The sequence below is a fragment of the Ruegeria sp. CDSA193 genome, from assembly GCF_059611885.1.
On record NZ_JBXWPN010000009.1, the window covers coordinates 1 to 24,498 of the forward strand.

A 24,498-nucleotide genomic window follows, 5' to 3' on the forward strand; every position below is an offset into this window, starting at 1 on the left:
GATCCACTGGATCAATTGCTAACCTCTTCAACTCGTCAGGCTCATAACCTGAAGGCCAAAGGTTCAAACCCTACTCCCGCAACCAAAATCACTACACAATATCAATATATTACACACCGTGCCGGAGCGGGCTTTTGCGTTGCGCCATCACAACTGGAAGCACCGTGGAAGCAAGCAGTACGAGAAAAACACTGTGACGGACCCGTAATAGATAATGCCAACCCGTAGGAAACCGTCGCTGTCAAAACCTTCTTCAAAACCGCCAAGGCCGAACGGTTTTGGCGGAGATCATGGAGCATACGACAATACGCTGAAATGGCGGCCTCCGGGCTTTCGCAACAATAGCGCAAGCAATTCATTGGCCTCTAATCCCGCTGAGCCACGCACTTGTCGCTTCAAGCCCTTTTCGCAAGACAGCAAACATTTGCTCAATTTCACTTTCGCTAATGATTAGGGGCGGTGAAAGAACACACATGTTGATCACAGGTCGAACCAATAACCCACGTTTCTGGCATTCGAAATCGATCTGGCTACCAATCTCGTAGTCGCACCCCAGATCGCTCTGGGGATCACCATCGACTGAGCACTGAACGCATCCCATCAACCCCATGCCGCGCACATCGGTAACGATGTCAATCTGACCCAACTGCTGTAGCTGATCCTGAAAAATCGGAGTGACCCTTCGAACGTGTTCGAGAAGCTTTTCCCGTTCAATAATTTCCATACTTTTCAGACCAGCGGCTGCGCTGACCGGGTGGCCAGAATAGGTGTAGCCATTAGAAAAGGTTGCATCTTTTCCCGCAATATCGGCGATTAGCCTGTCCGAGATAATAGCGGCACCCATCGGCGCATACCCAGATGTCATTCCTTTGGCGCAGGTGACTATGTCTGGCTGAATGCCAAAGACTGTTTCTGACGCAAACCAATGGCCCAATCGCCCGAAAGCGGTCACTACTTCGTCGGAAATGTATAGAACATCATACTTCTTGCAGATGTTTAGGCAACTTTCGTGATACCCTTTCGGCGGCACTATCACGCCACCAGAGGCAAGAACCGGTTCGGCGATAAAAGCGGCAACATTTTCTGGGCCAAGCGCCACAATGGCGTTTTCCAGGTCCGAAACTTTCTCTTTCAGAAAGCTCTCTTCGCTTTGACCAGGCGCACGATAAAGCGGATTCACGTCTGGCAAGAAATGTGCGAGGTCATCCGCCTTGTCGAGCCAAAGCCTGTCACGCTCTTTTCCACTGACGCTGGCCGCCAAAAAAGTGCTTCCATGATAAGCTTTTTGCCTTGAAATGATTTTCTTCTTCTCGGGGCGTCCCAAGAGGTTGTTGCGGAAATGAACAAACCGGATGGCCGTATCAACTGCGGTGGAGCCGCCAGTGGTAAAAAAGACATTGTTCAAATCGCCCGGCGCACGTTTAGCGATTTCGCACGCGAACCGCGCAGTAGTCGAGTTGGAATTGTTAAAGGGTGAGAAATAGGCAAGGTTTCGAGCCTGCTCAGCCATGGCCTCGGCCATCTCTTCTCGGCCATAACCGATCTGGGTGCACCACATGCCTCCCGGTCCGTCGATCAAGCGTTCGCCTTTTTCGTTCATGACATGGATGCCGCTGGCACCTTCGATAAATGTCCGATCGTTTTCGCCCAAAGTTGCCATTCCTTCCCACGGGTGCAGGAAATGGTCGTTGTCCCAGTGCTTGACGTTAGAGTTATCCACGGCGGGCCATGCTTTCTGTGCTCATCACAATTGGGAACTCTTCGCGCACCTGAGCGTCTGAAGCGCCGAAGTAGTTGGGGAAATGGCTGTCGAGAATGGAATTGGCCTTGTCACGGGCGCGGTCCAGCAGATCAGTTTTGCCTTCGTTTTCCCATGTGTCCGTGCGCTCACGATCCATGAGCCGTGGGTAGACGAATTCGCTGTTCATATAGCTCAGTGTGTGCGGGTTGCCGAGAAAATGACCAGGGTCGATGGCACACTGATGGATCACATCCACCGCCATGGTTTCATCCGTGACTTCAATCCCGCGCAACGACCGCAGGATCATACCGCCCGCTTCGTCATCGATGACCATGCTTTCAAAACTGCATCCCATCAGGCTACCGATCATACCCCCGAACTCGCACAAACGATTGGCACCGGCATGAGCGGCAAGCGTGAAGGTTAGTGCCTTTTCCAACCCGTATTGCGCGTCGGGTATCTTAGCATCGGTCATGCCTGCGCCTACAGAGGTTGGAAGGCCATAAAAGTTACCCATCTGAATGGCTGCGGCCCCGATCAGAGCCTGTTCGCCACTGCCGCCGGTGAACGACCCGCTGCGCAGGTCAGTGATGAAGGGCCAGGCGGCAAAGCAGACCGGACAGCCCGGTGTGATGAGGTTTACGATGGCAACGCATGCCAGCGTTTCGGCCACGGTTTGCACCAATGTTCCCGCAAGCGTCGCAGGGGCTGTCGCCCCGGCCTGAGGAGGCACCGCCAGATCAACCGTCAGGCCTAGCTTGGCGGTATCAATCAGGATTTCCATGTTTTCCTTGCCGACCCGCAAGGGGGAAACCATAGGGCAGCCGCCAAATATGACGCTTGGCTTTTTCATGAAAGCCCCTTCGCCACCTTGAGCAAAATCAAACATGCGGATGGCATGCGGAATATGGCTGCGGTCGCGAAAAGTCAGACAGGCAGGTTTTTGACTGCCTGCGAGCATGGCATAAATGGTGTTCATGTCGTGAGCGAAATCATCAGTCACATCGGTGGCCAAAACTGTGTCGCCCAGCATATGGATGTTGTCCAAACGGTCCACCAGACGGGTGAAATCATAGACATCGCGCAGGATCGACGGGCGATAAGATTTAGTTTCGGAATCGAAGGTGGTCACGGCGGTGCCGGAGTTGGCGAAATAGACACTCTCTGCCGAGCAATGCATGTCGTCTTTGCCTTCACGCTCTCCGCGGGCATAGACGTAAAACTCCTTGGCAGCACCAGCCAGGATGTCTTCCATCAGTGCGCGGGGGAAGCACAGCCGATTTAGATCATTCATCACCGCGCCCTTGGGCAGCACCAGATCAAGTAATTCCGGGAAATGATCGGTAATGCCGGTTTTTTCCAGAACGGTCAGAGCCGCTTGATGGATGTTCTCCATATCTGTTGGGGTAAGCGGCTTATAGCGGCCGCCACTTAATCCCCCACGCACGGCCTCATTGCCCGTGGTCGCCTGTTGAACCTTTATGCGCGCGGCGCGCCCACCACCTCCGCGACGGCGTGATTTTACGTCAGCCATTACCGGCCATCCTTTGTTCTGGTTCCGAGCGGATCATGGCAAAATAGAAATCGTAAAAATCCTGGATCGAGGTTTCCATTTCGCCCAAGGGCCCCGGTTGGAAGTATTGAGAATTAACGCCGGACTGGTTGTGCCGAATGATGCGTTCGTCATCCAAAGATGTGACATGCCAAAGCCAGGTCAGGTCTTCCTTGTTGTAATCTTGGCCTTCTTCGGCATCAGCGTTAACCAGCCAGACCACCTGAATGTCGGTTTCTTGTAGACCACGTGGAATAAAGCGGTAGCCCACCATGTGATCCGAATAGATCAGGAACCAATTCAATGGGCCAATATCAAAGTCAGTTGCGCCACCGTCGAAGCCTTTCAGCGTTCCAAGCAATGGCGCAAGTGCCTCACCCGATTTGCTGCCGGTTTTGTAACCTTGGTAAAGCGGGTAGCGCCGATAATACCCGCTGGTGAATGGGGTGGGCGCAGCCTCGCCAACAAGCGCCAATTCATCAGGTGTCAGCCCGACTTCTACAGCCCTTGCATTTAGCGGCTCGACCAAGCCAGCCATGTCTTGTGGCGATTTCAGGCTATGAGAGCGAGAGTATTCTTTGTGTGCTGGTCCGCAGTGGTAGCATTCAAGATAGTTCTCAACCGCCAGTTTCCAATTCGCTGGAACGGGAAATGACGCCGTATGCGCAACTTTCAGATCGTCAAAGCCATAGGGTTCGACGAGTGGCGAAAGCTGGCTGAGGACAGGATCAAGCGATGGTGTGTTTACATCGGTACAGACAAAGATCAGGCCTTTGAAGACACTCACCTGAACGGGAAAGAGCCCGAATTTGGACGGGTCAAAGTGTTCCCCCATATTGTGGCCTGCACGAAGTTTTCCCGATAACTCATATGTCCAGGCGTGATAGGGGCAAACAAGAACACGGGCGTTGCCGGACTGTTCAGTGCAGACGCGAGATCCACGATGGCGACAGACGTTCAAATGAGCGCGAACTTCGCCTTCGCGGTCGCGAACAATAATGATGCTCTCCGGGCCATAGTCGAACAGAAAATAGTCTCCGGGTTTTGGAATTTGGCTGACATGCCCTGCCCAAAGCCAGTTGCGGTTCCAGACCTGGGCAATGTCATAGTCATAGATGTCTTGCGAGGTATAGAATCCGCGCGGCAGAGCGTGGCCGTGCTGGTGCGAGGCCATCAAAGCATCTAACCCAATCGGTCGGCTGTTCATCACGTTTCCTCCAAATCGACTATCTCGCGGCGAAACCAATCCTTGTCTGCTTCTGCCTTTGGGCGTTCAAAATCGCGGGCGGCGCGGTGGCCTGCGAAGACTGCGTCCACGATCAGTCCTGGAGACGCGGCATCGCCTAAAAGTTCGAGGGTCTTCAACCCAACCCCTCGCAAGCTGTCGTAAAGCGCTGTCTCTCGCTGGCGCTCGGTAACCAGAACTGTCGAGGCACAGGGAATACTCGCTTCGCGACCGGTAAAGGCACATCCGATGCGGGCCATGTCACCTTCAACCGCGGTGAGCACCTGATTGCAGTAAATGTTTATGCCAAGTTCGATCAGACGAGCCTGAATACGGGGCTGCTCCAAAGTATGTACGGTGTAAGCAGAGACCAAACTCTCCGGCGTGACAAAGACCACCGGATATCCGGCAGCTGCCAGTTTTTCTGCAATCACACCTGCCAAATAGATATGGTCATCATCATAGATCATCACCGGGCCATTCGGAGGCAATATGCCGTTCATGATATCATCAGGTGTCAGCACTCTGGCGCTTTGCTCGATATGAGGCATACGGCGCTGGGTGTTTCGCCCCATGCCATCCGTACGCCAACGGCTGCCGGTGGCGACAAAGACGTGTTCGACGCCAAGCTCTGCCACCTGATCGCCGTCAAGTCTGCTGTCGGTGAACAACTGAACGTTGCCGCGCTGTTTCAGATCATTCAGGCGATAATCGACGACGCGCGACCAGGCCGCTAGGCCGGGAAGCTTGCTTTCCTTTGCAGCACGTCCACCAAATTCAGCTGAGGCTTCGGCCAAGGTCACCTGATATCCTCGCCGTGCGATTTGCATGGCACACTCAAGACCTGCGGGTCCGCCACCGATTACCAGTGCTTCCGCCTCGCTTTTTTTCGGTGCAATGATCTCGGGGTGCCAGCCGCGACGCCATTCCTCGCCCATGGTCGGGTTTTGGGTGCAGCGGATCGGAATACCCAGATTGTCCGAAGACACGCAGATGTTGCAGCCGATGCATTCGCGAATTTCGTCGACCCTGCCTTCTTCAATCTTATTCGGTATGAATGGGTCCGCAATAGAAGGTCGCGCCGCTCCGATAAGGTCGACAATACCTTTCTTGACCATCGACAGCATCATATCGGGGGAGGTCAGGCGACCGACACCTACCACGGGTTTCCGCGTGATTTGTTTGACGTGGGACAGAAACGCGTTCTGATAACCATCTTCCGGCTGGAATCTGGTTGTGGCACTGTCATTGGACCAGTCGGCCACATTCACATCCCATAGGTCAGGAAGATCGGCCAAAAGCTCGACCACGGCACGGCCTTCTTCTGCGGCCTGCATACCGTCGGCGCCCACCATCTCATCAATGGCAAAGCGGAACGCCACGGCACAGCTGTCGCCTACAGCTTCGTGGGTATCTACCAGCAATTCGCGCGTCAGGCGCACGCGATTTTCAAGCGAACCGCCATATTCATCACTACGCTGGTTCATATGCGGCAGCATGAAATGTTGCGCCAAAGTCATGTTGTGTCCGGCATAGACGTAAATGATGTCAAATCCGGCATCTTTCGCGCGCAGGGCGGCCTCGCGATGCCAGCGGCGGAATTCCCGGATATCGGCCTTATCCATGGCCTGCGCCTGCTTGGGATGCGTCATATCAACGGACATCTCGGACGGAGCAAGAACCGGAGCGCGGGTCAGCAGGTTTTGCGCATGATTGCCATTATGTACCAGCTGGATGGCCGCCAGCGCACCATGTGCATGTACTGCATCTGTCATCAACCGCAACGCAGGCACATCGCGTCCATCCCACAATCGCCCCTCGGCATAGGGGGACAAGTCCGAAGTCGGGTGTATCTCGGTCTCCTGATTGGAAACCACTGCCCAACCACCTTCAGCCTTCATTCCGCGGACGGCAGCATCCGCCCGTGGCCTGAGGTGTCCCAGCCCGGTGCAATGCGGCACCTGATAAAAGCGGTTTCTGGCTGTGACGGGCCCGATCTGAACCGGTTCGAAGAGCAGAGCGTATGGGTTCGCGTCCGACATAATCACGCGTTTTTCCTATATTTGGGTTCCGGAGCCCGAAGGCCCCGGAAATATGGTTGTGTTAGAATCCGGCTTTGATCCGTTCAAATTCTGCCAGCATTTTTGCCTCCAACTCGGGGTTCACCGCGTCAAAGAACAAACTGCTTTCGAAGAAGCTTTTCGGATCGGCAAAACCATAGGCTTCGATATTGGCTTGATCGGCAACTTCGAAGGCTTTTGCGTTGGAATGCGGGTAGCCCCAGTTGTCGATGATGTATTGGCCGCTTGCAGGATCAGTGAGCGCGTTCAACAGATCATAGACCTGATCGACCGGTGTCGTGGAAGACTTCAGATGCACGTAGCCACAGGCCCAGGTCGCGATACCTTTGTCGACGTCACGCATCATGGCGGCAGGCACTTCGTTCCAGATCAGGTTCAGTTCGGACTGGTTCCAGGCCCAACCCATTTCGATCTCACCGCTGGTCATGGCCTGATCAAACTGACCCGCATCGGACCAGTAAAAGCGCATGTTTGGGTGGATTGAGCGCAGGAAATCCGATGCTTCTTTGAACTGCTCATCGCTCAGATTTGTGTAATCATCAGCGTTTCCAGTGGCCAGCGCAGCCAGGGCATATGCAGACGACGCCGCATCCGGGATCGCGATCTTACCTGCATAGGCCGGGTCAGCCAGCAATTGCAGCGAGATATCATCCCCCGAGATTTTGTCGGTGCGATAGATAAGACCCGTGTTCCCCCACTCGAACGGCAACATGTAAAGCTCGCCGTCCAGGACGATGGCGTCGACTTCCTTGATCTCGGGCAGTACATCGGCCCAGTTGGTCAGTTTGCTTTCATCCAGGGGCTGAATCAGGTCGGCTGCGACCCATTTCCGGACCGCGTCGGAACAAGGATGCGCCAGATCAGCCGTGAAACCTGAACTCAGTTTCGTAAAGGCTTCCTCCTGACTTCCGAAATAGGAATAGCTTGGCGCTTCATCCCCGTATTTTTCCATGTAGCTGGCAAAGAACCCGGGGTCTTCATATCCCGACCAGTCAAAAACCGTTAGATCAGCGCCACCTGCTATGGCACTTCCCGTGCTTATTGCCGTCGCACATGCGAAGGCAGCAATTCCCTGAACTTTCATTTTATCCTCCCACTATTTTACTTTGTGTCTGTACCTAGATCGATCACGCTTGCACCCTGAAGTCCCAGCCAAACTGCGTCGCCGCGTTTGAAATCGACCGTGTGAAAATAGTTTGGAACTGAGACCGAGATTGGTTTCTCAGCTCCCGCAACCTGAATGTGATAGTGAATGTTCTCGCCATAGAAGGCGACGTTGCTGACAGTGCCTTGAACCGTTGATGGATAGTCTTCTGGCTTTTCAGCAGCGATTTCCAATTGTTCCGGGCGAATACCGATGTTCATGTCTTTAGAACTGGTCGCAACGTTGGGATTTCTCTCAATCTCAATCCGCCCGAAGGCGGCTGCATCGATCGACAACATATTGCCGGTTTCGCCCGATAACTGGGCAGGCAGTATGTTCATCTCACCGATGAAACTGGCCACTTGCTGATCACAGGGACGGGCATAAAGCGTGGTTGGTGTATCCACCTGCTTGAGCCGTCCTTCGAACATCACACCAATACGGTCGGACATCGTCATTGCCTCATATTGGTCATGGGTGACCATCACAAAGGTGATGCCAAGCGACTGCTGCAGATTGCGCATTTCAAACTGCATCTGTTCGCGCAGCTTCTTGTCGAGTGCTGACAAGGGCTCGTCCAGCAACAATACTTTGGGTCGCATGATCAGCGCGCGGGCAAGCGCCACCCTTTGCCGCTGCCCACCCGACAATTCACTTGCGCCGCGATCCTGAAGACCGCCCAGCTCGACCATTTCCAGGGCCTCGGCTACGCGCTGTTCGATCTCGGCCTTGGGCGCCTTGCCCCGCAAGCCATAGGCCACGTTGTTCCCGACGTTCAGGTGCGGGAAGATGGCGTAGCTCTGAAATACCATATTCGTTGGACGGTTGTTGGCAGGCACACCTTCCATATCTTGACCGTCGATCAGCACGGTACCCTCGGTCGGTTCCTGGAAGCCCGCGATCATCCGTAATACCGTGGTTTTGCCGCATCCCGAGGGGCCGAGGAGTGAAAAAAACTCGCCCTCTTTGAGATCGAGATCGATCCCGCTGGCCGCCAGGAATGTGCCATAGCGCTTTTCGACGCCCCTGAGTTCTATGATGTTTCTGTCTGTCATCGGACCTCTGATGCGGATGAGCGGCGGCGGAAATACTCGGCCAGCACCAAAAGCAGAACCGAGGTAAGCAGCAGGATAGAACCCAAGGCCAAAACGTTTGGAAGCTTGGCGGGGAAACGGATCTGGCTCCAGATATAGACCGGCAGGGTTGGCTGGTTGCCTGACAGAAAAAAGGCCAGGACGAACTCATCGAAGCTGACCGTAAAAGTAACCAGCATGCTGGCTACGATGCCGGGGGAAACGACCGGCAGCGTCACGCGACGGAAGGTTTCGAACACGCCGACGCCCAGATCGTAAGATGCCTCTTCCAGCGACGCGTCGAAGTCATCAAAGGCAGACTTCAGGATCGAAACGGAAAATGGCAATGCAAGGAACGTATGGCCCAGAACAACGGTCAGCAGAGATGGCTTGAGACCGAGAAACAGAAACAGGACCAGCATTGAAGAGGCCACGATAATGCCAGGTATGACCAAAGGCAGCATCACCAAACCTTCAGCCGCACGCTGACCCCGAAAACGGTATCGAACAAAGGCGCGGGCAGCGAACAGCCCCATAGCGGTGGATAGAAGTGCGACGACCGTGCCAACACCAAGCGAATTCCAAAGGGCCTGGATCAACGTATCCTGTTCGCCCAGCTTCCGATACCAGTCCAGCGTCCAGCCCTTGATCGGAAAGGCAACGATTGTACCGCTGTTGAACGAGAACAACGGTAGGAAAAGAACCGGCAGGTATAGAAACACCAAATACAGGAAAGCATAGGCTGTCAGGGTCGAGGGGCGCTTCATCTGATCCTCCTCCCAAGCCGGGTAGCGGTAATGACAAACACGATGGCGACGAAGCCGACCGACAGCATCGCGATCAGCGAAAGTGTGGCGCCGAGAGGCCAGTTGTTAGCGGCCCCGAATTGCACCTGAATAAGATTGGCAATCATCTTCCCGTCCGATCCGCCGACCAGCGCTGGGGTCACGTAGTCACCGACAGTCGGAATGAAGATGATCAGGCAAGCAGCAATGATCCCTGGGATGGTCAACGGCAGCGTCACCCGCATGAAGCGTTGCAAAGGACTGTTGCCGAGGTCGGTGGCAGCCTCCAACAGGCTTGGATCGATCTTCTGCAACGAGACATAGATCGGCAAGATCGCAAAAGGCGCCCAGGCATGAGCAAGCGTCAGCACGACGGCGAATTCATTATAGAGCAAGAAGTCGAGCGGTTCGTCGATCAGACCAAGCATCAGTAGTGCAGAATTCATCACCCCGTTGAACCCAAGGATGAGTTTCCAGGCAAATACGCGCAGGAGGTAGCTGGACCAGAACGGAATGGTGATGAGCAGAAGCCAGATGGTCTTTTTCCGGGCCTTCATCGCGATGAAGTACGCGATGGGATAGGCCAGTGCGACAGTGACTACCGTAACTGCTCCGGCGATCCAGATCGACCGCAACATCAGGTGACGGACCAGCGGATCAGCAAACGCGTCGCTATAGTTTTTCAGCGTCGGTGTCTTGTCGAGCGTTACGTAGGTTTGGGTCCAGAACGAATAGGCGATCAGGATCACCAAAGGCGCCGCCACCAGAAACCCCACGTATGCCGTGGCTGGTGCGCTGAGGGTATAACCCCGGGACGCTTCGCTACGAAAAATCACCCTATCTCCCATCTCGGTACTTACGAGTCTCTAATGGACGATCGTCCATTTAATGTTGCGCCAGAAAGGCCTTTCGTGTCAATCTTCCTGTGAGCCACCCATATGAGAAGACCCTAAGCTGATGGAATCATTGAATAGAGTGACAGAGCCTAAAGGAAGAAAACGTAGCTCGAAGCGCGATCCAGAAGCCAACAGGCAGCTTCTGATCAAGGCGACACTGGATACTATTGCTGATATTGGAGTCACCGATACCTCGGTCAGTCGCATCTGCGAGCGTTCAGGTCTGTCGCGCGGAATGATCCATTTGCATTTCGGGGGGAAGGACAATTTGCTGACCGCAGCGGCCCAGCATTTCAGTACCGAGTATTATGCCGAGATGGACAGAATGACCGATCTGGGCTCGGATGCATCGCCCGAAGAGCGAGTGATGGCTGTGATCGAGGCGGATCTGTCCGAAGCTTTGCTCAATCCACGAAGTACGAAAATCTGGCATGCATTCCGAGGCATCGCGAGCTCACACCCAGGTATTGCCCGATACAGCAGCACTCAGGATCCCAAACTTGTCGAGACATTGCGGCGTGCGTTCACGGAGATAGCCCAACAAAACGGACATGATCCGAACTTGGTGAATGATGCCACCAGCGGAACGTTGGCCTTACTGGAAGGAATGTGGGTAAATTACCTTACCGATATGCAGGTTTTTTCGCGACGACGCTCTGCTGAACTTATTCGAAGATTTTTAGGCGGACTTTTTCCAGGAAAATTCAAGTTGTGAGCCTTCACGACGCTCAGGTTTGAGATGGAAACAATGCCTCTTCCTGGAAAGCAACTACTGGTATTGGTGAGGCCTCTAGCGTCCAAGTAGCATCCACCTAGCTATTGAAAAATCTCGACGTCCGCTGTGCGCTATTAGCGGACTTTCACAATTAAGCTTTGTAGTCCGAGATGCGCAACAAAGTGGGGTTTTGCAGCATTATTGACGTCGTGGTGTGGCTACGCACCCGTTGGTCCAATCTTCAAGCTGGTCGGGAAAAGCATCGACTGACTTCGCTCGGCGCCTGCGATAAATCTCGACATACATGCCTCCAGCCTTTGCCGAAAAGCATACATCATCCAGAGTTTTCACACAGACTCAGTCCAATACACCATCAGCTGAAAGCAAGCATGGATGTTTGCAGCCAGAAGCTACAAGGTAGCACACGATATCCAGGACGCCGAACAATGCCTAATAAACACCAGGGACAAACGGGTGCGATAGATGTAGATCTCGCTGGAGATATTCTTCGAGTGGCAGTTTCTGGTCTTCCTAAACTAGTTTCTAGGAACGCGGCTGGCGCCTTGCTGGAGCTTCGTTCGGATCATGAACAGTTTCGGGGTTTTTTGAACCTCCCACCAAATGGAAACCACCTCATCAACTCTTGCCTACTCTATCCACCCTTTGAGCAAGGTACCGATGGGGCACTTTTTCTAGCCTCTCAGTTTGCATACGCACCATATGCCGGAACCGCACTCATGGCTGCAGCCACCATAATTGCGAGCGCGAAGCGTCAAGCATTAGCCAAAGATCAACAAGTTGTTGCTTTGGAAACAGCAAATGGTGTCATGGAAGTACAAGTAACCCGAACAGGTAGCGTTATGACACATGCCAAGTGGTTTACTGTCAAGCCCAAGCTATTGATTAATAATCAAATATTGAATCTTCCTCTAAATGGAAACATTCCAGTTTCTCTAGTCGATGCCGGGTTGCCGTATTTGGTTGTCGATGCAGACTATCTAGGTATTTCGCTTAGTGAGCGCCAAAAATTGACCAACGCTGCAATTGAGTTAAGCGGGGCGGCTAGTAAACAATACCCGATGTCTAATTTTGGCATTGGCGGCAGCTACGGTAAATACTTGGTCATGTTCAGTTCGAAATCAGGGAAGAACCATATTAAAACTGTCTGGGCCTCTGAAAAGGGAGAACTGGCAAATTCGGCTGGGGGGACAGGCGCATTGTCTGTTGTGGTGGCGTGCGAGGGCAACGGGTCACTATCTCCCGGCAGGTCCGTGACAATCGAAGCACCGGGCGGGATTTTTGAATGCCAAGTTGTCGGTCAATTCGCCACTGTATCAGCAGAAGTTAGGATCGTTGCAAGGCATAGCTTTCCTTCTTTTTACTACGCTAATCCGTAAGGCAGCTTTTTAAATTGGGTGTTTGGGTGCAGAACCCTAACAAACCGAGCAACTGAATTCCATTCTGCCAGAACCCGTTGTGGCGCCTTAATTGCAACCCAGTGCCTGGTAGGGCCACTGAAAGCTTCGGACATTGCCGACGAGAGTATTGGGCCGACCCCCGACGAATATTCGGAAAGGCCTTCTGCGGGCAAGTTTTTCGCCCATCTTCACTAAAATCTGGTTTTTTTAGCTCAATCAGCCCAAATCGGACATTGGTCGTGGCAGTAAAGAACGACAGGAGTACACTAAAGGCACCAAAATCAGCGTGCTTTCTTGATCTTTATTTTGTCAAGCTTCGCTCTGCTCTTGGTCGATTCCTCAGAGCGCGTGAGAGCTTTGGCAATGGCCTTCAAACCCATCCCCTTTGACACCAGTAGGTGCAATTTTTGAATTTCCTCTTGTGTCCAAGCTTGACGGTGACGCTCAAATCGTTCTGCCATGGTTTTCGTCTACCTTATCAATGTGTCTGATCTGTCATAAAGCATGGTGGTCGTGTTGACGCCAGCTCAAGCAAAATCACGAGTATCTTAGTGAAGCAGCGGTGATACCAAACGCTACAAATGACAGACCCAGCCCAAAGCGGACAATCAAGACCAAACTTTGCAATTCCGGATAGCGGACCGAACCGGACATCAACGTTTAGCGTGCCAATGTCCGGTCATTGCTCGTCAGCCTTCAAGTGGGGCTCTGTTGATGCGACTGACCTCTTCCATAATGTCGAAAACATGGTCGGCGGTCACTGTGACCCCTATCGCTTCCAGGCGCTTCAGATGCATACTTTTATAGCTTTCCAGGTATTCGCGGTTCCGAAACAGGTATGTGGACCCATAGTGATTGGTTCCATCTTCGACAGTCCAAATCTTCCAGATTATTCCTGGCTCCTCCGCGATACTCTTTGCAAGTTGCTCGGTGCCGGCGAGAAATTCTTCTGTGATCGGACCTTCATAGGTCATATGCAGATCCCAGACTTTCAGTGTACTCATGTTTAGTTTCCTTTGTGAGTTTGGGAAAGTTCAGCGGTTTTTCCCGAGTTGGTAGAAGCATAGGACCGCAAGCAAGGCGAAGAAGATGGGGTCAGACCAGCCAAACCCGGTGAAAACTCCTGTCAGGCAGGCGTAAAGCGTGATGATGACGCCAAGTAGATTGGTCCACATCAATCCTGTGAGAATGGCGATTGCAGCTTCACTGCCATGTTCAACGTCCCGAAACAGAAAGCTGATGATCCCGATGCCGCCCAGAAATATCGAGTTATGCTGTGACAGGAACACAGCGTATTGGTCGTTTAATTGCAGGCCGTAGTTTGGCCAGAGGATGGCCGGGGCAAAGAACAGCGCGAGCGCGAACAACATGTAAATCACGCCATGCGCGGTCAGGAGTGTTTTGTTAGGCATGTTACGACTTTCTAAGGTTGAGGCAGTTTTTTTCGGAGTTGGTTGAGTGTCTTGATCGTCTGGCGTTTGTCCTGCACGCTGAGATCACCAAAAATCTGTTCCAGAGCTTGATTGTGGAGTGGCAGGAATTCGGCCACTTTTTGGCGCCCGGCTGCGGTCAATAACAGAACGCGCGCCCGTCTGTCGGTTTCATCGACACTCTTTTCCACCCATCCGGCTTGAACCAGGTTTTTGACAACCACATCCAGGTTGCCGGATGTAGACAGTGTCAGCCGCATCAGATCGTTGATTGACAGCGGACCCTTGTTGCTAAGTGTTTCCAGCGCGTCCCATTGTGGCGCTGTAAGGCCCGCTGAACGAAACGCTGACACCATAGCGCGCATGAACAATTGCTGACTGCGTAGCAGGGCCAGCACCAGGGTTTGGTTTTCTCGGGCTTGATTTTTATGTCTCATGTTGCGCATGTATCCCTAGTTAGGGATAAATTCAAGCACTCTCCATAGAATGACCTAATCCACTCATTCGCTCGATGTGCAGCATTTGTTGGAATGACGCATAAAGCGAGCTTTCGCTGCATCTGCGCGAATGTCCGCAATCATTTCATCTCAGTTCATCAAGCAACGTTATTCTGTCACTGGAAATACATTTGTCTTCTTGACAACTCCGTAGACAAAGCTGCTGTCCATGGAGGCAATACCTCCAAGAGGATGCAGCTTTCTGCGAACGAATTTTTCGTAATCTGAAAGATCAGCCACGACCACACGAAGCAGGTAATCCGATGAGCCGGTCATAACGAAACACTCCAGTACCTGGTCAATCCGCGCAATGGCTGCTTCGAATTTCTTTACTGTCGCTTCAGTATGGCTTTCCAGTTTGACGTGAACGAATACCGTTACCGGCAACCCGTAAGCCTCGGCGTCTATGTTGGCGCTATAGCCGGTGATGATTCCATTTTGCTCGAGCAGTTTCAGCCGCCTCAGACAGGGCGAAGGTGACAAGTTCACCTCTGCTGCCAGGTCTTGATTCGTCATTCGGCCATTGCGCTGCAACGCTCGAATGATCTGTTGGTCTTTACGGTCTATTTTTTTCATAGATTAGCATATACTGCTACAAACGAGGTAGTATAAGATATTTTTGGAATATTTTGCCACTCGTGTAGTCATACTCTGCTTCTTGAAAACCAAGGAGTCACCCAATGCGCAACCGCCCCGACAGCTTCTCCACTCTTGCCATTCACCATGGCTATAACCCGATGGAAAACGAAGGAGCGTTGACGCCTCCGCTGCATCTGACCTCGACATTCGCTTTCGAAACCGCGGAAGCAGGCGGTGCGATGTTCGCGGGCGAGCAGGCAGGGCATGTTTATTCGCGCATCTCGAACCCGACTTGCGATTTGCTGGAGCAACGCATCGCGGTGCTTGAGGGGGCAGAGGCAGGATTGGCCCTGGCCTCGGGGATGGGGGCGATCACTGCAACGATGTGGACTCTTCTTGCCCCGGGGGATGAGGTCATTCTCGACAAGACGCTCTATGGCTGCACATTTTCCTTCATGCGGCACGGGCTGGCAAAATTCGGTGTGACAGTGACCCATGTGGATCTGACGGAGCCGGAAAACCTGGCAGAGGCGATCAGCGGAAAAACCAAGGTGGTCTATTTTGAAACACCCGCCAATCCGAATATGCGCCTTGTAGATATCCAGTCTGTATCAGCCATTGCCCATGCCAACGGCGCCTACGTGGTGGTGGATAATACCTATGCCACGCCCTATCTGACCCAGCCAATCAAACATGGCGCAGATATCGTTCTGCACTCGGCGACGAAATATCTAGGCGGTCACGGAGATGTTGTTGCAGGGTTGCTGGCCGGATCGGCCGAACTGGTGACTGAAATCCGCCTCTATGGGATGAAGGATATGACCGGCGCGGTCATGGCCCCGTTTAATGCAATGCTCATACTGCGCGGCCTCAAGACACTGGAATTGCGCATGGATCGGCATTGCAGCAGCGCTGCGACCATCGCCGAATATCTGGAGCAATCCGCCGGTGTGCGAAAGGTCTGGTATCCGGGACTGAGCAGTTTCGAGCAGCATGATGTCGCGCAGCGGCAGATGTCCAAATTCGGCGGCATGATTGCATTTGAACTGGATGGCGGGCTGGAAGCAGGGCGCGCGATGATGAACAGACTGCAAATGATCACCCGCGCCGTATCATTGGGAGATGCTGAAACACTGGTGCAGCACCCGGCCAGCATGACCCATTCGACCTATACGCCTGAAGAACGCGCCGCACACGGCATCAGCGATGGGCTGGTGCGATTGTCCATTGGCCTGGAGGGGATCGACGACGTGATCCACGATCTCGAACAAGCCTTGCCAAGACCCCCTGTCCGCAGCGCAGCTTAAGGAAATTGACCATGTCCATTGATCTCAAAACAATTGAACAACGTTTGCTGTGGCTGTCCCACTGGATGATCCACCATGCGAACCACATTCGGCCCAAAGCTGACGGGATCAAGGTTGGCGGGCATCAGGCGTCTTCGGCGTCGATGGTATCGATCATGACCGCGTTATATTTTCAGACCCTGCGCCCGGAAGATCGCGTAGCAGTCAAACCGCATGCCTCGCCGGTCTTTCACGCGATTCAGTATCTGATGGGCAACCAGACCCGTGAGAAGTTGGAGAACTTTCGCGGATTTGGCGGCGCGCAAAGCTATCCTTCCCGCACGAAAGATATCGATGACGTGGATTTTTCGACCGGGTCGGTGGGTCTTGGCGTTGCTATCACCTCGTTTGCGTCACTTGTGCAGGATTATGTACAGGCCAAATCCTGGGGCGATACGCAAAAGCTTGGACGCATGATCGCATTGGTTGGCGATGCTGAGCTGGACGAAGGCAATATCTATGAGGCCCTGCAAGAGGGATGGAAGAACGATCTGCGTAATTGCTGGTGGATCATTGATTATAACCGCCAGTCATTGGACGGCGTCGTGCGTGAAGGACTGTTCCAACGGATTGAGCAAATCTTCGACGCCTTCGGATGGGACGTTGTGCGGGTTAAATACGGCGCTTTGCAACGCGCTGCGTTTAAAGAGCCGGGCGGAGAGAAGCTGCGTCAATGGATTGATCAGTGCCCCAACCAGCTCTACTCGGCACTGACTTTCATGGGGGGCGCGGTGTGGCGCGAGCGACTGATGGAAACCCTCGGCGATCAAGGCGACGTAAGCGCGTTGCTTGATGCGCGCAGCGATGACGAACTGGCCGCTCTGATGGAAAATCTGGGTGGGAACTGCGTCACCACCATGGCAGATACCTTCGCCGCAATAGATCACGACCGCCCGGTCTGTTTCCTTGCCTATACGATCAAGGGCTGGGGGACGCCGATTGCTGGTCACAAGGACAACCATGGTGGGTTGATGAACAAGACTCAGATGGCAGAATGGAAGAAATTCATGGGTGTTACTGAGGGTGATGAATGGGAGCGCTTTGCCACCATCGCAGACCCGGCAGCGTTTGAGAAAATGCTGGCAAAGACGCCCTTCTTCGCCAGCGGGCCGCGCCGATACTCAGATGACGTTATCGACGTCCCCTCAGTTGAGTTGGATCCGGGTCGTGAAATCTCGACTCAAATGGCATTCGGCAAGATTCTGGATGACCTGTCCAAAGGCAACAGCGCGCTGGCCGAGCGGATCGTGACGACCTCTCCGGATGTGACCGGCACAACCAATCTTGGCCCTTGGGTCAATCGCAGGAAACTGTTTGCGCGCACCCATCAATCCGACACTTTCAAGGCTGAAAATATCCCCTCCACCGCGAAGTGGGAGTTTACACCAGATGGTCAGCATATCGAACTTGGCATTGCTGAAATGAACCTGTTTTTGCTTCTGGCGGCGGCAGGGCTTTCGCACTCGGTTTTTGGCAAAAGGCTTATTCCCATTGGAACGGTCTATGATCCTTTTGTGTCCCGTGGCTTGGATGCGTTGAATTACGCCTGTTATCAGGATGCCCGTTTCATGATCGTGGGCACGCCCTCTGGCGTCACTTTGGCGCCGGAAGGCGGGGCGCATCAATCAATCGCTTCGCCGCTGATTGGCATGTCGCAAGACGGGTTGGCCGCATTTGAGCCCGCCTTTGCGGATGAATTGGCGGTCATCATGGAATGGGCCTTTGCCTATATGCAAAAAGATGGCGAGGGAGATCCCGATGAACGCACGTGGTTGCGCGACGAGACCGGCGGTTCGGTCTATTTACGTCTGACGACCAACCCGATTGAGCAGCCCGGTAAACGCGTGGATGACGATTTCCGTCAGGGGGCCATCGACGGTGCCTATTGGCTACGCAAACCGGGACCGAACTGCGAAGTTGTCATTGCTTATCAGGGCGCGGTTGCCCAGGAGGCCATCAGGGCAGCGGGCCATATCGCCCAGGGGCGGCGGGATGTCGGCGTTCTGGCAGTGACCTCTGCCGACCGGTTGAACGCCGGCTGGACTGCAGCGCAACGGGCGCGCACAAATGGCATTCGGGGCGCTGAGGCACATATCGAAACGCTGCTGGCAGATGTGCCGCGCGACTGCGCATTGATCACAGTGATCGACGGACACCCGGCAACTTTGTCCTGGTTGGGTGCCGTTCATGGCCACAAAACGATTCCGCACGGTGTGGAGCATTTCGGCCAAACCGGGTCTATTGCGGATTTGTACCGTCATTTCCGCATTGACGCCAACACGTTGATCCAATCAGCTGGCGAATTGTCCCATGGTCGTAAAATCCCTCCGATTGTGGCTATAGCATAGCAGCAGCAGACATTGGTTCACGTTGCTGCGTCTCTAACTATGGGCTCTCCTGTCGCCACTCTCTGCGGAGCACTTCAACTGGTGGTAAGAGCCCATTTTACCAATTTTTCTGCAACGCGGCGTAAGTCAGCTTCCGCAAAATCGGATGCAGACTAACCGCTTGACGACAGAAAAATTTCAGATTAACCAACGTAGAGGCTGTGGACGCCTGCCTCCCGCTGACTTTTGTCTTGGTTAAGTTCTGCGACGTAATTCTCTATCTACCTCTTTCCGCATATCGCGCGGATGGTAATGCGGGTCCCATCTCAAATTGCGCGATCAGGCAAGAGAGATATGACCGATAGCCCCACTAATACATTCACCGATGGGCCGCTTGGCACCATCTACTTTAGGACCGCACTCCCGATCATTTTCGTGATGGGGATGAATGGGCTTCTGTCTGTTGCAGATGCGCTGTTTCTGGGCATTTATGTAGGCCCTGATGCGCTGGCTGCGGTCACGTTGATGTTCCCGATCTACATGCTGATTGTGGCGCTTTCCACGCTTGTGGCGAACGGCATGTCGAGCCTTCTGGCGCGATCCCTTGGCGCGGGTGACATGAACGGCGCGCGTGCCACGTTTGCTGGCGCACATGGGCTGGCAATTGGGTTGGGCGCAGTTCTGATAGTGTTGTTCCTTCTATTGGGCCAGCCAGTTGCATTGCTGGCCGCTGGTGGGTCAGAGACTTTGGCGCAGATGGGGTTGGTCTACCTGCGGATTACGGTGTTCTTCTCACCGCTTTTGTTCGTGTTGTCGGTAAATTCTGATGCGCTGCGCAACGAAGGGCGCGTGGGCTTTATGGCCGCGATGAGCCTGCTGGTTTCGATTGCAAACATGGGGTTCAACTACGTACTCATCGCCGTTCTGGACATGGGCGTAGCTGGGTCAGCCTATGGAACTGCGGCGGCACAGGCGCTCGCGTTTGCTATCATTTTTGCGTACCGATTGTTTGGGGAAACATCGCTGCGTCCTGCGACCTTGCTGTCCCATTCCGTATGCGGAAAATGGGGGCGGATCCTCGCACTGGGTGCACCACAAAGCCTCAATTTCATTGGACTAGCTCTCGGGTCGGCCGCGATTATCTCAGCCCTGCAATGGATTGGTCGCCCGGGTTACGCCGACACAATTACTGCTTATGGGATCATCACGCGGGTCATCACCTTTGCTTTCCTGCCACTTCTGGGCTTGTCGTTTGCAATGCAGACGATCACGGGCAACAACTATGGTGCTGAACTTTGGCAAAGGTCAGATGCAAGCCTGCGCATGGCACTTTGGGTCGCGTTTGTTTATTGCGCAATCGTGCAGGTCGTTGTGATTAGCATGCCTAGCCGGATCGCCAGCGCGTTTGTAGACGACACGTCGGTCATTGCAGAGGTTGCGCGCATCTTGCCGGTCATGACATGTGTCTTTTTTCTGTTGGGCCCGTTGATGATGATTGCGACCTATTTTCAGGCGATTGGATCTGCAGGAAAGGCAGCCCTTCTAGGGCTGACAAAACCTTATGCATTTGCGATCCCGTTGACGTTTCTGTTGCCCTTCTGGTTTGGCGAAGTTGGCATCTGGTATGCGGGTCCGCTGGCCGAAGTGATGATGTTGGGTCTTACTGTTGTAGTGCTTTGGCTCTCCGCCCAAGACCCAGAGCTAAAATGGGGCATTTTCCACACCAAAAAAGGAGTGGCGTCATGAACACGCAATTTCCGTCAGCTACGCAAGCTAAGGATCAAGCTAAGCGTTTGCGCACAAAATTGACCGAGGAAGGTGCATCGATTGGCCATGCCAAGTCCCTCGAGTTGGTCGCCCACCAACACGGGTTCCGCGATTGGAACACGATGTTTGCAGCCATCGGAAACGGACCACCCAAGGGATGGGCCATCGGTGACAAGGTCAGCGGAACGTATCTATCGCAACCGTTCACGGGGCATGTGGTCTCTATTTCGATCATGAAACCAGGATGGTTCCGGTTAGAGGTGCACTTGGATGAAGCCGTAGACGTTGTCACATCCGAAGGCTTCTCAAATTTCCGCTCGCGCATTCGTGGTGTAATTGGTCCCAAAGGACATTCTGTTGAACGGACAAGCGACGGGCAGGCGCACCTTCAAATCAATTTATGCTGACAGGGAAATCCGGTTCTTAAATTTGTCAGCGGCTGTTGGCGCGATTGAAGCCGATGGCCGTCTTGTCTTGCAACCTGTGAATATGTCGTATTAAAAATTCTGCGCAATCGACGAATGGCAGATTTTGCCGCTGCCCTGCGACGGCGGAACCTGACCTCTTACGGCGATTTTCGTGCTGCGAACGCGCAGCAAAAATACTGAAGGTACAGGTTGGGCTCAGTGCCGACCTCAGATGCGGTGCGGCATCTGCCAGATTCGCAGAACTAGCATCGTAGCAGATGGCCCAAAGGAGACATCCATCTTCCTCGACGGCGCCGCAATGCAGCTTCACCAGACCGGCCATTCGCTGCGCAAGCAACATCAACGGGCGGATTAAGGATCAAGTCGCGGTACGAAGCGGTAATTCGTCTCGTGGTACATGCGTGACTGAGTTGGGGACAAAGCCTGATATGCAGGTCGTGCCTGCGGTACTATCCTAACGTCCCGCGTAAGTTTCCGGCGGTAAGGAAATTGACCATGGTTCTGAGTTGCCTAACGCGGAATTGAAAGTATATTCTATCTGGCTCTTGTAGAGGCAGCCAAAAGGGAGATTCCTTGTCTGGCCGTTTTGTTTTGTTGCTCGCATCCGTTGGGTTGTTCCCGATCGCACTGTCTTATGGCGCGATGCCGTCGGCGAGTGTGCCGATGTTGCTGGGATTTCCAGTCGACACGACAGAGCTCACCCACATCTTCCGGGCAATTATGGGGCTGTATCTGGCGATGTTGATGTTTTGGATTGCCGGGGCATTCAAGCCCGCCCTTACAAACGCCGCCCTTTGGAGCCTGTTCCTCTTCATGGCCGGGCTCGCCGCTGGCCGACTGCTGAGCTTTTTGGTCGATGGCTTGCCAAATTTCTTGCTGGTGTTCTACTTTTTGGCAGAAATCCTTTTCGCAGCTTTGGCTCTGCTTCGTTTGCGTCAACAAGGCGCGGTTTGATCAGGAGGGTCAACTTGGGTATCCGAAACACTCTGTTGGCCGCTGCGCTGGCATTAACTCCGATCTCCGCCGATGCAGATGATACACTGCAAGCCGACACCGATGTTTTGTTCGAAGCAGTGGCAGAGGCGGTGACAGATGCCAAAATGGCAAGGGTGATCGAGATAGATCATGCCCGTTTGGCGGCTGGCGAAGGCGTGGAGATGCCACCGTCGAGAGTTTTGCTTTTCTCTGATCCCGGCGTGAACGCTTCCATCCTGAGCGAGAACATTCGTGCGGGGTTGGATCTGCCCTTCAGGGTGTTGTCATACGGCGACGAGGCTAAGCCGTCCTTGTCTTACACGTCCTCTGCATTCATCGCCAAACGTCACGGACTTGAGGGGTCAGCGGCCCTTGCTGCCTTTGATGAGCGCCTGCAAGCGGTACTGCGCGCGGTAGATGGCGCAGATCCGAGCCCGATTCCCACCGATGCTGTCGAGCGTGATTTTGGCATTATTGAAATTGCGTCGGCGTATGGCGTTGCCGAAACGGTTGCGCGCCTCGAAAAAGCAGTGACCGCGCAAACAGATACAATTTGGTTCGGCGAGATCGATTTTATGAAAGAAGCTGCCGCGTTTGACGTTGCCCTTCCCGCCGCAAAGCTGCTGCTGTTCGGGGGGCCAGCGCCCGGTGGAGTCGCAATGGCGGATTACCCGGCGATCGGTCTTGATGCCTTTTGCCAGAAACTGCTTGTCTATGAAGGCACAGATGGCAACGCTGTGGTTCTGTTCAACGACATCGCCGCCTTTGCACAGCTCTACTATGGTAGCTCAATCGAGCCACACGCGATGCTCAACAAACGTTTAAGCGCGACATTTTCCGCTGCTGTACAGTAATTACGCGCTTATAAATTTGGGGCTATGAGGACGACCAGACGACCCCGATACGATGCAAGAAAGGATGATTCATGCAGAAACGCTTATCAATCGCGCGCACTTTCGTCGGAGCGGTCGTCGCTTCGGTTGCTGTCGCCGCAAGCGCAGTTGCTCAAGAGGACAAGCCAAATATTTTGGTGATCATGGCTGACGATGTCGGTTGGGCCAGCTTGGGAAGCTACCACCAAGGCGTCAAAAGCATCAAAACACCGAACCTGGACCAGCTTGCCGAAGCGGGAACGCGGCTGACGGACTACTACGCGGAACCGACCTGTACCGCAGGTCGCGCTGCGTTTTTGACGGGTCAGTTTCCTGTACGTGTCGGGATGCACACTGTTGGTCTTCCCGGTGATCCCGTGGGTCTGAGCAATGAAGACCCCACGCTTGCAAACATGCTAAAGGCCTTGGGGTATACCACCGGTCAATTCGGGAAAAACCACTTGGGCGACCAGAACCAGTTTTTGCCAACAACAAAAGGTTTCGACGAGTACTGGGGCTGGCTCTACCATTTGAATGCGATGGAATATACGTCGGACCCTGACTGGCCAGACGATCCCGAATTTAATGCCCAATTCGGTCCGCGCAACATCATACATGCCTTTGCAACCGAAGAACTGGATGAAACGGTGGATCCGCGTTGGGGCGTGGTCGGCAATCAGCGCATCCTGGACGATGGACCCGCGCCGCCCGAGCGTCAAAAGACGCTCGATGATGAGGTGACCGAAAAGACGATCGACTTTATTGATCGCGCTGTCGAAGCGGATACACCGTTTTTTGTATGGATGGCCCCGGCCAGAGCGCATGTTTGGACGCACCTGAGCCCCAAATACGAAGACATGCTGGGCGATGGGCGTGGGCTGCAGGACGTTGTGATGCAAGAGCTTGACGACAATGTGGGCAAAGTGATGGCGCGGCTTGACGAGCTGGGTGTCACTGACAACACAATTGTGGTTTTCACTGCTGACAATGGCCCTGAAACGATGACCTGGCCGGATGGTGGCACGACACCATTTCACGGGGAAAAAGGAACAACCTGGGAAGGTGGTTTCCGCGTTCCGGCGATTATCAAATGGCCCGGCAATGTTCCTGCTGGACGCGTTGCAAACGGCATTATGTCCGGTATGGACTGGATGCCGACGCTGGTGGCAGCGGCAGGTGGCCCTGACAACCTGCCCGAGGCGCTCTTGTCTGGATATGAAGGCTACACAGCACATTTGGACGGATACAACCAACTGTCGTATTTGACGGGAGGTGCCGAAAGCAACCGCGACGAAATCATCTACTACGAAGGCACGAGCCTTCAGGCCGTCCGCTACAGGGACTGGAAAGCCCATTTCGTAATCCAAGAGCATGGCTGGGCCGGACCAAAAGAAGAATTAAATGCGCCGATGTTGTTTAATCTGCGCCGCGATCCTTATGAAAAGGCCGCCGAAGAATCCGGGATGTATACCAAATGGATGGGGCAGAAGATGTGGGCGTTTGGACCTGCTGCGCGACTGGTGCAGCAACACCTTCAGACATTCCAAGAGTTCCCGCCACGTGGCTCTGACCTGGCCAATCAAAGCCAAGTTGAGAAACAGGTTTCCAGCGAAGGCGGGATGTCTCAATAACGGCTAGAAATACACA

The 24,498-nt window shown here is 53.8% G+C and carries 23 protein-coding genes; 10 read left to right on the forward strand and 13 right to left on the reverse strand.

All coding sequences use genetic code 11. The features are described 5' to 3' along the window. A partial coding sequence (locus AC2FLG_RS16355) for a hypothetical protein (RefSeq protein ID WP_496707086.1) occupies positions 1 to 228 on the forward strand: 228 nt, incomplete at its 5' end. A gap of 127 nt (positions 229 to 355) precedes the next feature. Here AC2FLG_RS16355 and AC2FLG_RS16360 read toward each other — a convergent pair. The 8 genes from AC2FLG_RS16360 to AC2FLG_RS16395 all read right to left on the reverse strand — a co-directional run bounded on the left by AC2FLG_RS16360 (position 356) and on the right by AC2FLG_RS16395 (position 10,449). Then, positions 356 to 1,660, reverse strand: a complete 1,305-nt coding sequence (locus AC2FLG_RS16360; RefSeq protein ID WP_496707088.1) for an aminotransferase class III-fold pyridoxal phosphate-dependent enzyme — start codon at positions 1,658 to 1,660, stop codon at positions 356 to 358. Positions 1,661 to 1,712: 52 nt separating this feature from the next. Next, positions 1,713 to 3,275: a trimethylamine methyltransferase family protein gene (locus AC2FLG_RS16365; RefSeq protein ID WP_496707090.1), complete on the reverse strand. Its 1,563-nt coding sequence runs from the start codon at positions 3,273 to 3,275 to the stop codon at positions 1,713 to 1,715. After that, complete coding sequence (locus AC2FLG_RS16370; protein WP_496707091.1) at positions 3,268 to 4,500, reverse strand: aromatic ring-hydroxylating oxygenase subunit alpha; 1,233 nt, start codon at positions 4,498 to 4,500, stop codon at positions 3,268 to 3,270. The genes AC2FLG_RS16365 and AC2FLG_RS16370 overlap by 8 nt, the downstream gene beginning before the upstream one ends. Next, positions 4,500 to 6,560 carry an oxidoreductase gene (locus tag AC2FLG_RS16375; RefSeq protein WP_496707243.1) on the reverse strand — a complete coding sequence of 687 codons (2,061 nt, stop codon included), beginning with the start codon at positions 6,558 to 6,560 and terminating at the stop codon, positions 4,500 to 4,502. Before AC2FLG_RS16375 ends, AC2FLG_RS16370 begins: the two co-directional genes overlap by 1 nt. Positions 6,561 to 6,621: 61 nt before the next feature. After that, the gene (locus tag AC2FLG_RS16380; protein WP_496707092.1) at positions 6,622 to 7,683 is read right to left on the reverse strand and encodes an extracellular solute-binding protein; all 1,062 of its coding nucleotides are present in this window, start codon (positions 7,681 to 7,683) and stop codon (positions 6,622 to 6,624) included. A 17-nt stretch (positions 7,684 to 7,700) separates the two neighbouring features. Then, the gene (locus AC2FLG_RS16385; protein ID WP_496707095.1) at positions 7,701 to 8,798 is read right to left on the reverse strand and encodes an ABC transporter ATP-binding protein; all 1,098 of its coding nucleotides are present in this window, start codon (positions 8,796 to 8,798) and stop codon (positions 7,701 to 7,703) included. Then, complete coding sequence (locus AC2FLG_RS16390) at positions 8,795 to 9,583, reverse strand: ABC transporter permease (protein WP_496690593.1); 789 nt, start codon at positions 9,581 to 9,583, stop codon at positions 8,795 to 8,797. Before AC2FLG_RS16390 ends, AC2FLG_RS16385 begins: the two co-directional genes overlap by 4 nt. Further along, the gene (locus tag AC2FLG_RS16395; protein ID WP_496702811.1) at positions 9,580 to 10,449 is read right to left on the reverse strand and encodes an ABC transporter permease; all 870 of its coding nucleotides are present in this window, start codon (positions 10,447 to 10,449) and stop codon (positions 9,580 to 9,582) included. The genes AC2FLG_RS16390 and AC2FLG_RS16395 overlap by 4 nt, the downstream gene beginning before the upstream one ends. A 109-nt stretch (positions 10,450 to 10,558) precedes the next feature. Between AC2FLG_RS16395 and AC2FLG_RS16400 the strand changes: the two genes are divergently transcribed. Then, the gene (locus AC2FLG_RS16400) at positions 10,559 to 11,212 is read left to right on the forward strand and encodes a TetR family transcriptional regulator C-terminal domain-containing protein (RefSeq protein WP_496692080.1); all 654 of its coding nucleotides are present in this window, start codon (positions 10,559 to 10,561) and stop codon (positions 11,210 to 11,212) included. 446 nt (positions 11,213 to 11,658) lie between these two features. Then, the gene (locus AC2FLG_RS16405; protein WP_496707097.1) at positions 11,659 to 12,609 is read left to right on the forward strand and encodes a proline racemase family protein; all 951 of its coding nucleotides are present in this window, start codon (positions 11,659 to 11,661) and stop codon (positions 12,607 to 12,609) included. Between the two features lie 710 nt (positions 12,610 to 13,319). Here the strand turns inward: AC2FLG_RS16405 and AC2FLG_RS16410 are convergent. The 4 genes from AC2FLG_RS16410 to AC2FLG_RS16425 all read right to left on the reverse strand — a co-directional run bounded on the left by AC2FLG_RS16410 (position 13,320) and on the right by AC2FLG_RS16425 (position 15,124). Continuing rightward, a complete protein-coding gene (locus AC2FLG_RS16410; protein WP_496702815.1) occupies positions 13,320 to 13,634 on the reverse strand; it encodes a monooxygenase in 315 nt (104 codons plus the stop codon). Between the two features lie 30 nt (positions 13,635 to 13,664). Beyond that, on the reverse strand, positions 13,665 to 14,042 hold the full coding sequence (locus AC2FLG_RS16415) for a hypothetical protein (protein ID WP_496702817.1): 378 nt from the start codon (positions 14,040 to 14,042) through the stop codon (positions 13,665 to 13,667). An 11-nt stretch (positions 14,043 to 14,053) separates the two neighbouring features. Next, complete coding sequence (locus AC2FLG_RS16420; RefSeq protein WP_271952659.1) at positions 14,054 to 14,497, reverse strand: MarR family winged helix-turn-helix transcriptional regulator; 444 nt, start codon at positions 14,495 to 14,497, stop codon at positions 14,054 to 14,056. A gap of 168 nt (positions 14,498 to 14,665) precedes the next feature. Then, the gene (locus tag AC2FLG_RS16425) at positions 14,666 to 15,124 is read right to left on the reverse strand and encodes an Lrp/AsnC family transcriptional regulator (protein ID WP_281973936.1); all 459 of its coding nucleotides are present in this window, start codon (positions 15,122 to 15,124) and stop codon (positions 14,666 to 14,668) included. A gap of 113 nt (positions 15,125 to 15,237) precedes the next feature. On the opposite strand from AC2FLG_RS16425, the gene AC2FLG_RS16430 reads away from it, so the two are divergent. From AC2FLG_RS16430 to AC2FLG_RS16445, 4 genes are all read left to right on the forward strand, one after another. Next, on the forward strand, positions 15,238 to 16,443 hold the full coding sequence (locus AC2FLG_RS16430; RefSeq protein WP_496707099.1) for a methionine gamma-lyase: 1,206 nt from the start codon (positions 15,238 to 15,240) through the stop codon (positions 16,441 to 16,443). A gap of 11 nt (positions 16,444 to 16,454) precedes the next feature. Beyond that, entirely contained in the window at positions 16,455 to 18,830 is a 2,376-nt protein-coding gene (locus tag AC2FLG_RS16435) for a thiamine pyrophosphate-binding protein (protein ID WP_496707101.1), read from the forward strand. Positions 18,831 to 19,163: 333 nt separating this feature from the next. Further along, a complete protein-coding gene (locus tag AC2FLG_RS16440; RefSeq protein WP_496707103.1) occupies positions 19,164 to 20,555 on the forward strand; it encodes an MATE family efflux transporter in 1,392 nt (463 codons plus the stop codon). Then, positions 20,552 to 20,983, forward strand: coding sequence for a glyoxalase superfamily protein (locus AC2FLG_RS16445; protein WP_281973536.1), 432 nt, complete (start codon positions 20,552 to 20,554; stop codon positions 20,981 to 20,983). Before AC2FLG_RS16440 ends, AC2FLG_RS16445 begins: the two co-directional genes overlap by 4 nt. Before the next feature lie 25 nt (positions 20,984 to 21,008). On the opposite strand, the gene AC2FLG_RS16450 is transcribed toward AC2FLG_RS16445, so the two are convergent. Beyond that, on the reverse strand, positions 21,009 to 21,326 hold the full coding sequence (locus tag AC2FLG_RS16450; protein WP_496707105.1) for a hypothetical protein: 318 nt from the start codon (positions 21,324 to 21,326) through the stop codon (positions 21,009 to 21,011). A gap of 251 nt (positions 21,327 to 21,577) precedes the next feature. Here AC2FLG_RS16450 and AC2FLG_RS16455 point away from each other — a divergent pair, with 251 nt between their 5' ends. From AC2FLG_RS16455 to AC2FLG_RS16465, 3 genes are all read left to right on the forward strand, one after another. Then, the gene (locus AC2FLG_RS16455) at positions 21,578 to 21,958 is read left to right on the forward strand and encodes a DUF4345 domain-containing protein (RefSeq protein ID WP_496692088.1); all 381 of its coding nucleotides are present in this window, start codon (positions 21,578 to 21,580) and stop codon (positions 21,956 to 21,958) included. A gap of 35 nt (positions 21,959 to 21,993) precedes the next feature. Beyond that, complete coding sequence (locus AC2FLG_RS16460) at positions 21,994 to 22,833, forward strand: DUF302 domain-containing protein (RefSeq protein ID WP_496707107.1); 840 nt, start codon at positions 21,994 to 21,996, stop codon at positions 22,831 to 22,833. A 71-nt stretch (positions 22,834 to 22,904) separates the two neighbouring features. After that, positions 22,905 to 24,482, forward strand: a complete 1,578-nt coding sequence (locus AC2FLG_RS16465; RefSeq protein ID WP_496692090.1) for an arylsulfatase — start codon at positions 22,905 to 22,907, stop codon at positions 24,480 to 24,482. Positions 24,483 to 24,498 lie beyond the last annotated feature (16 nt).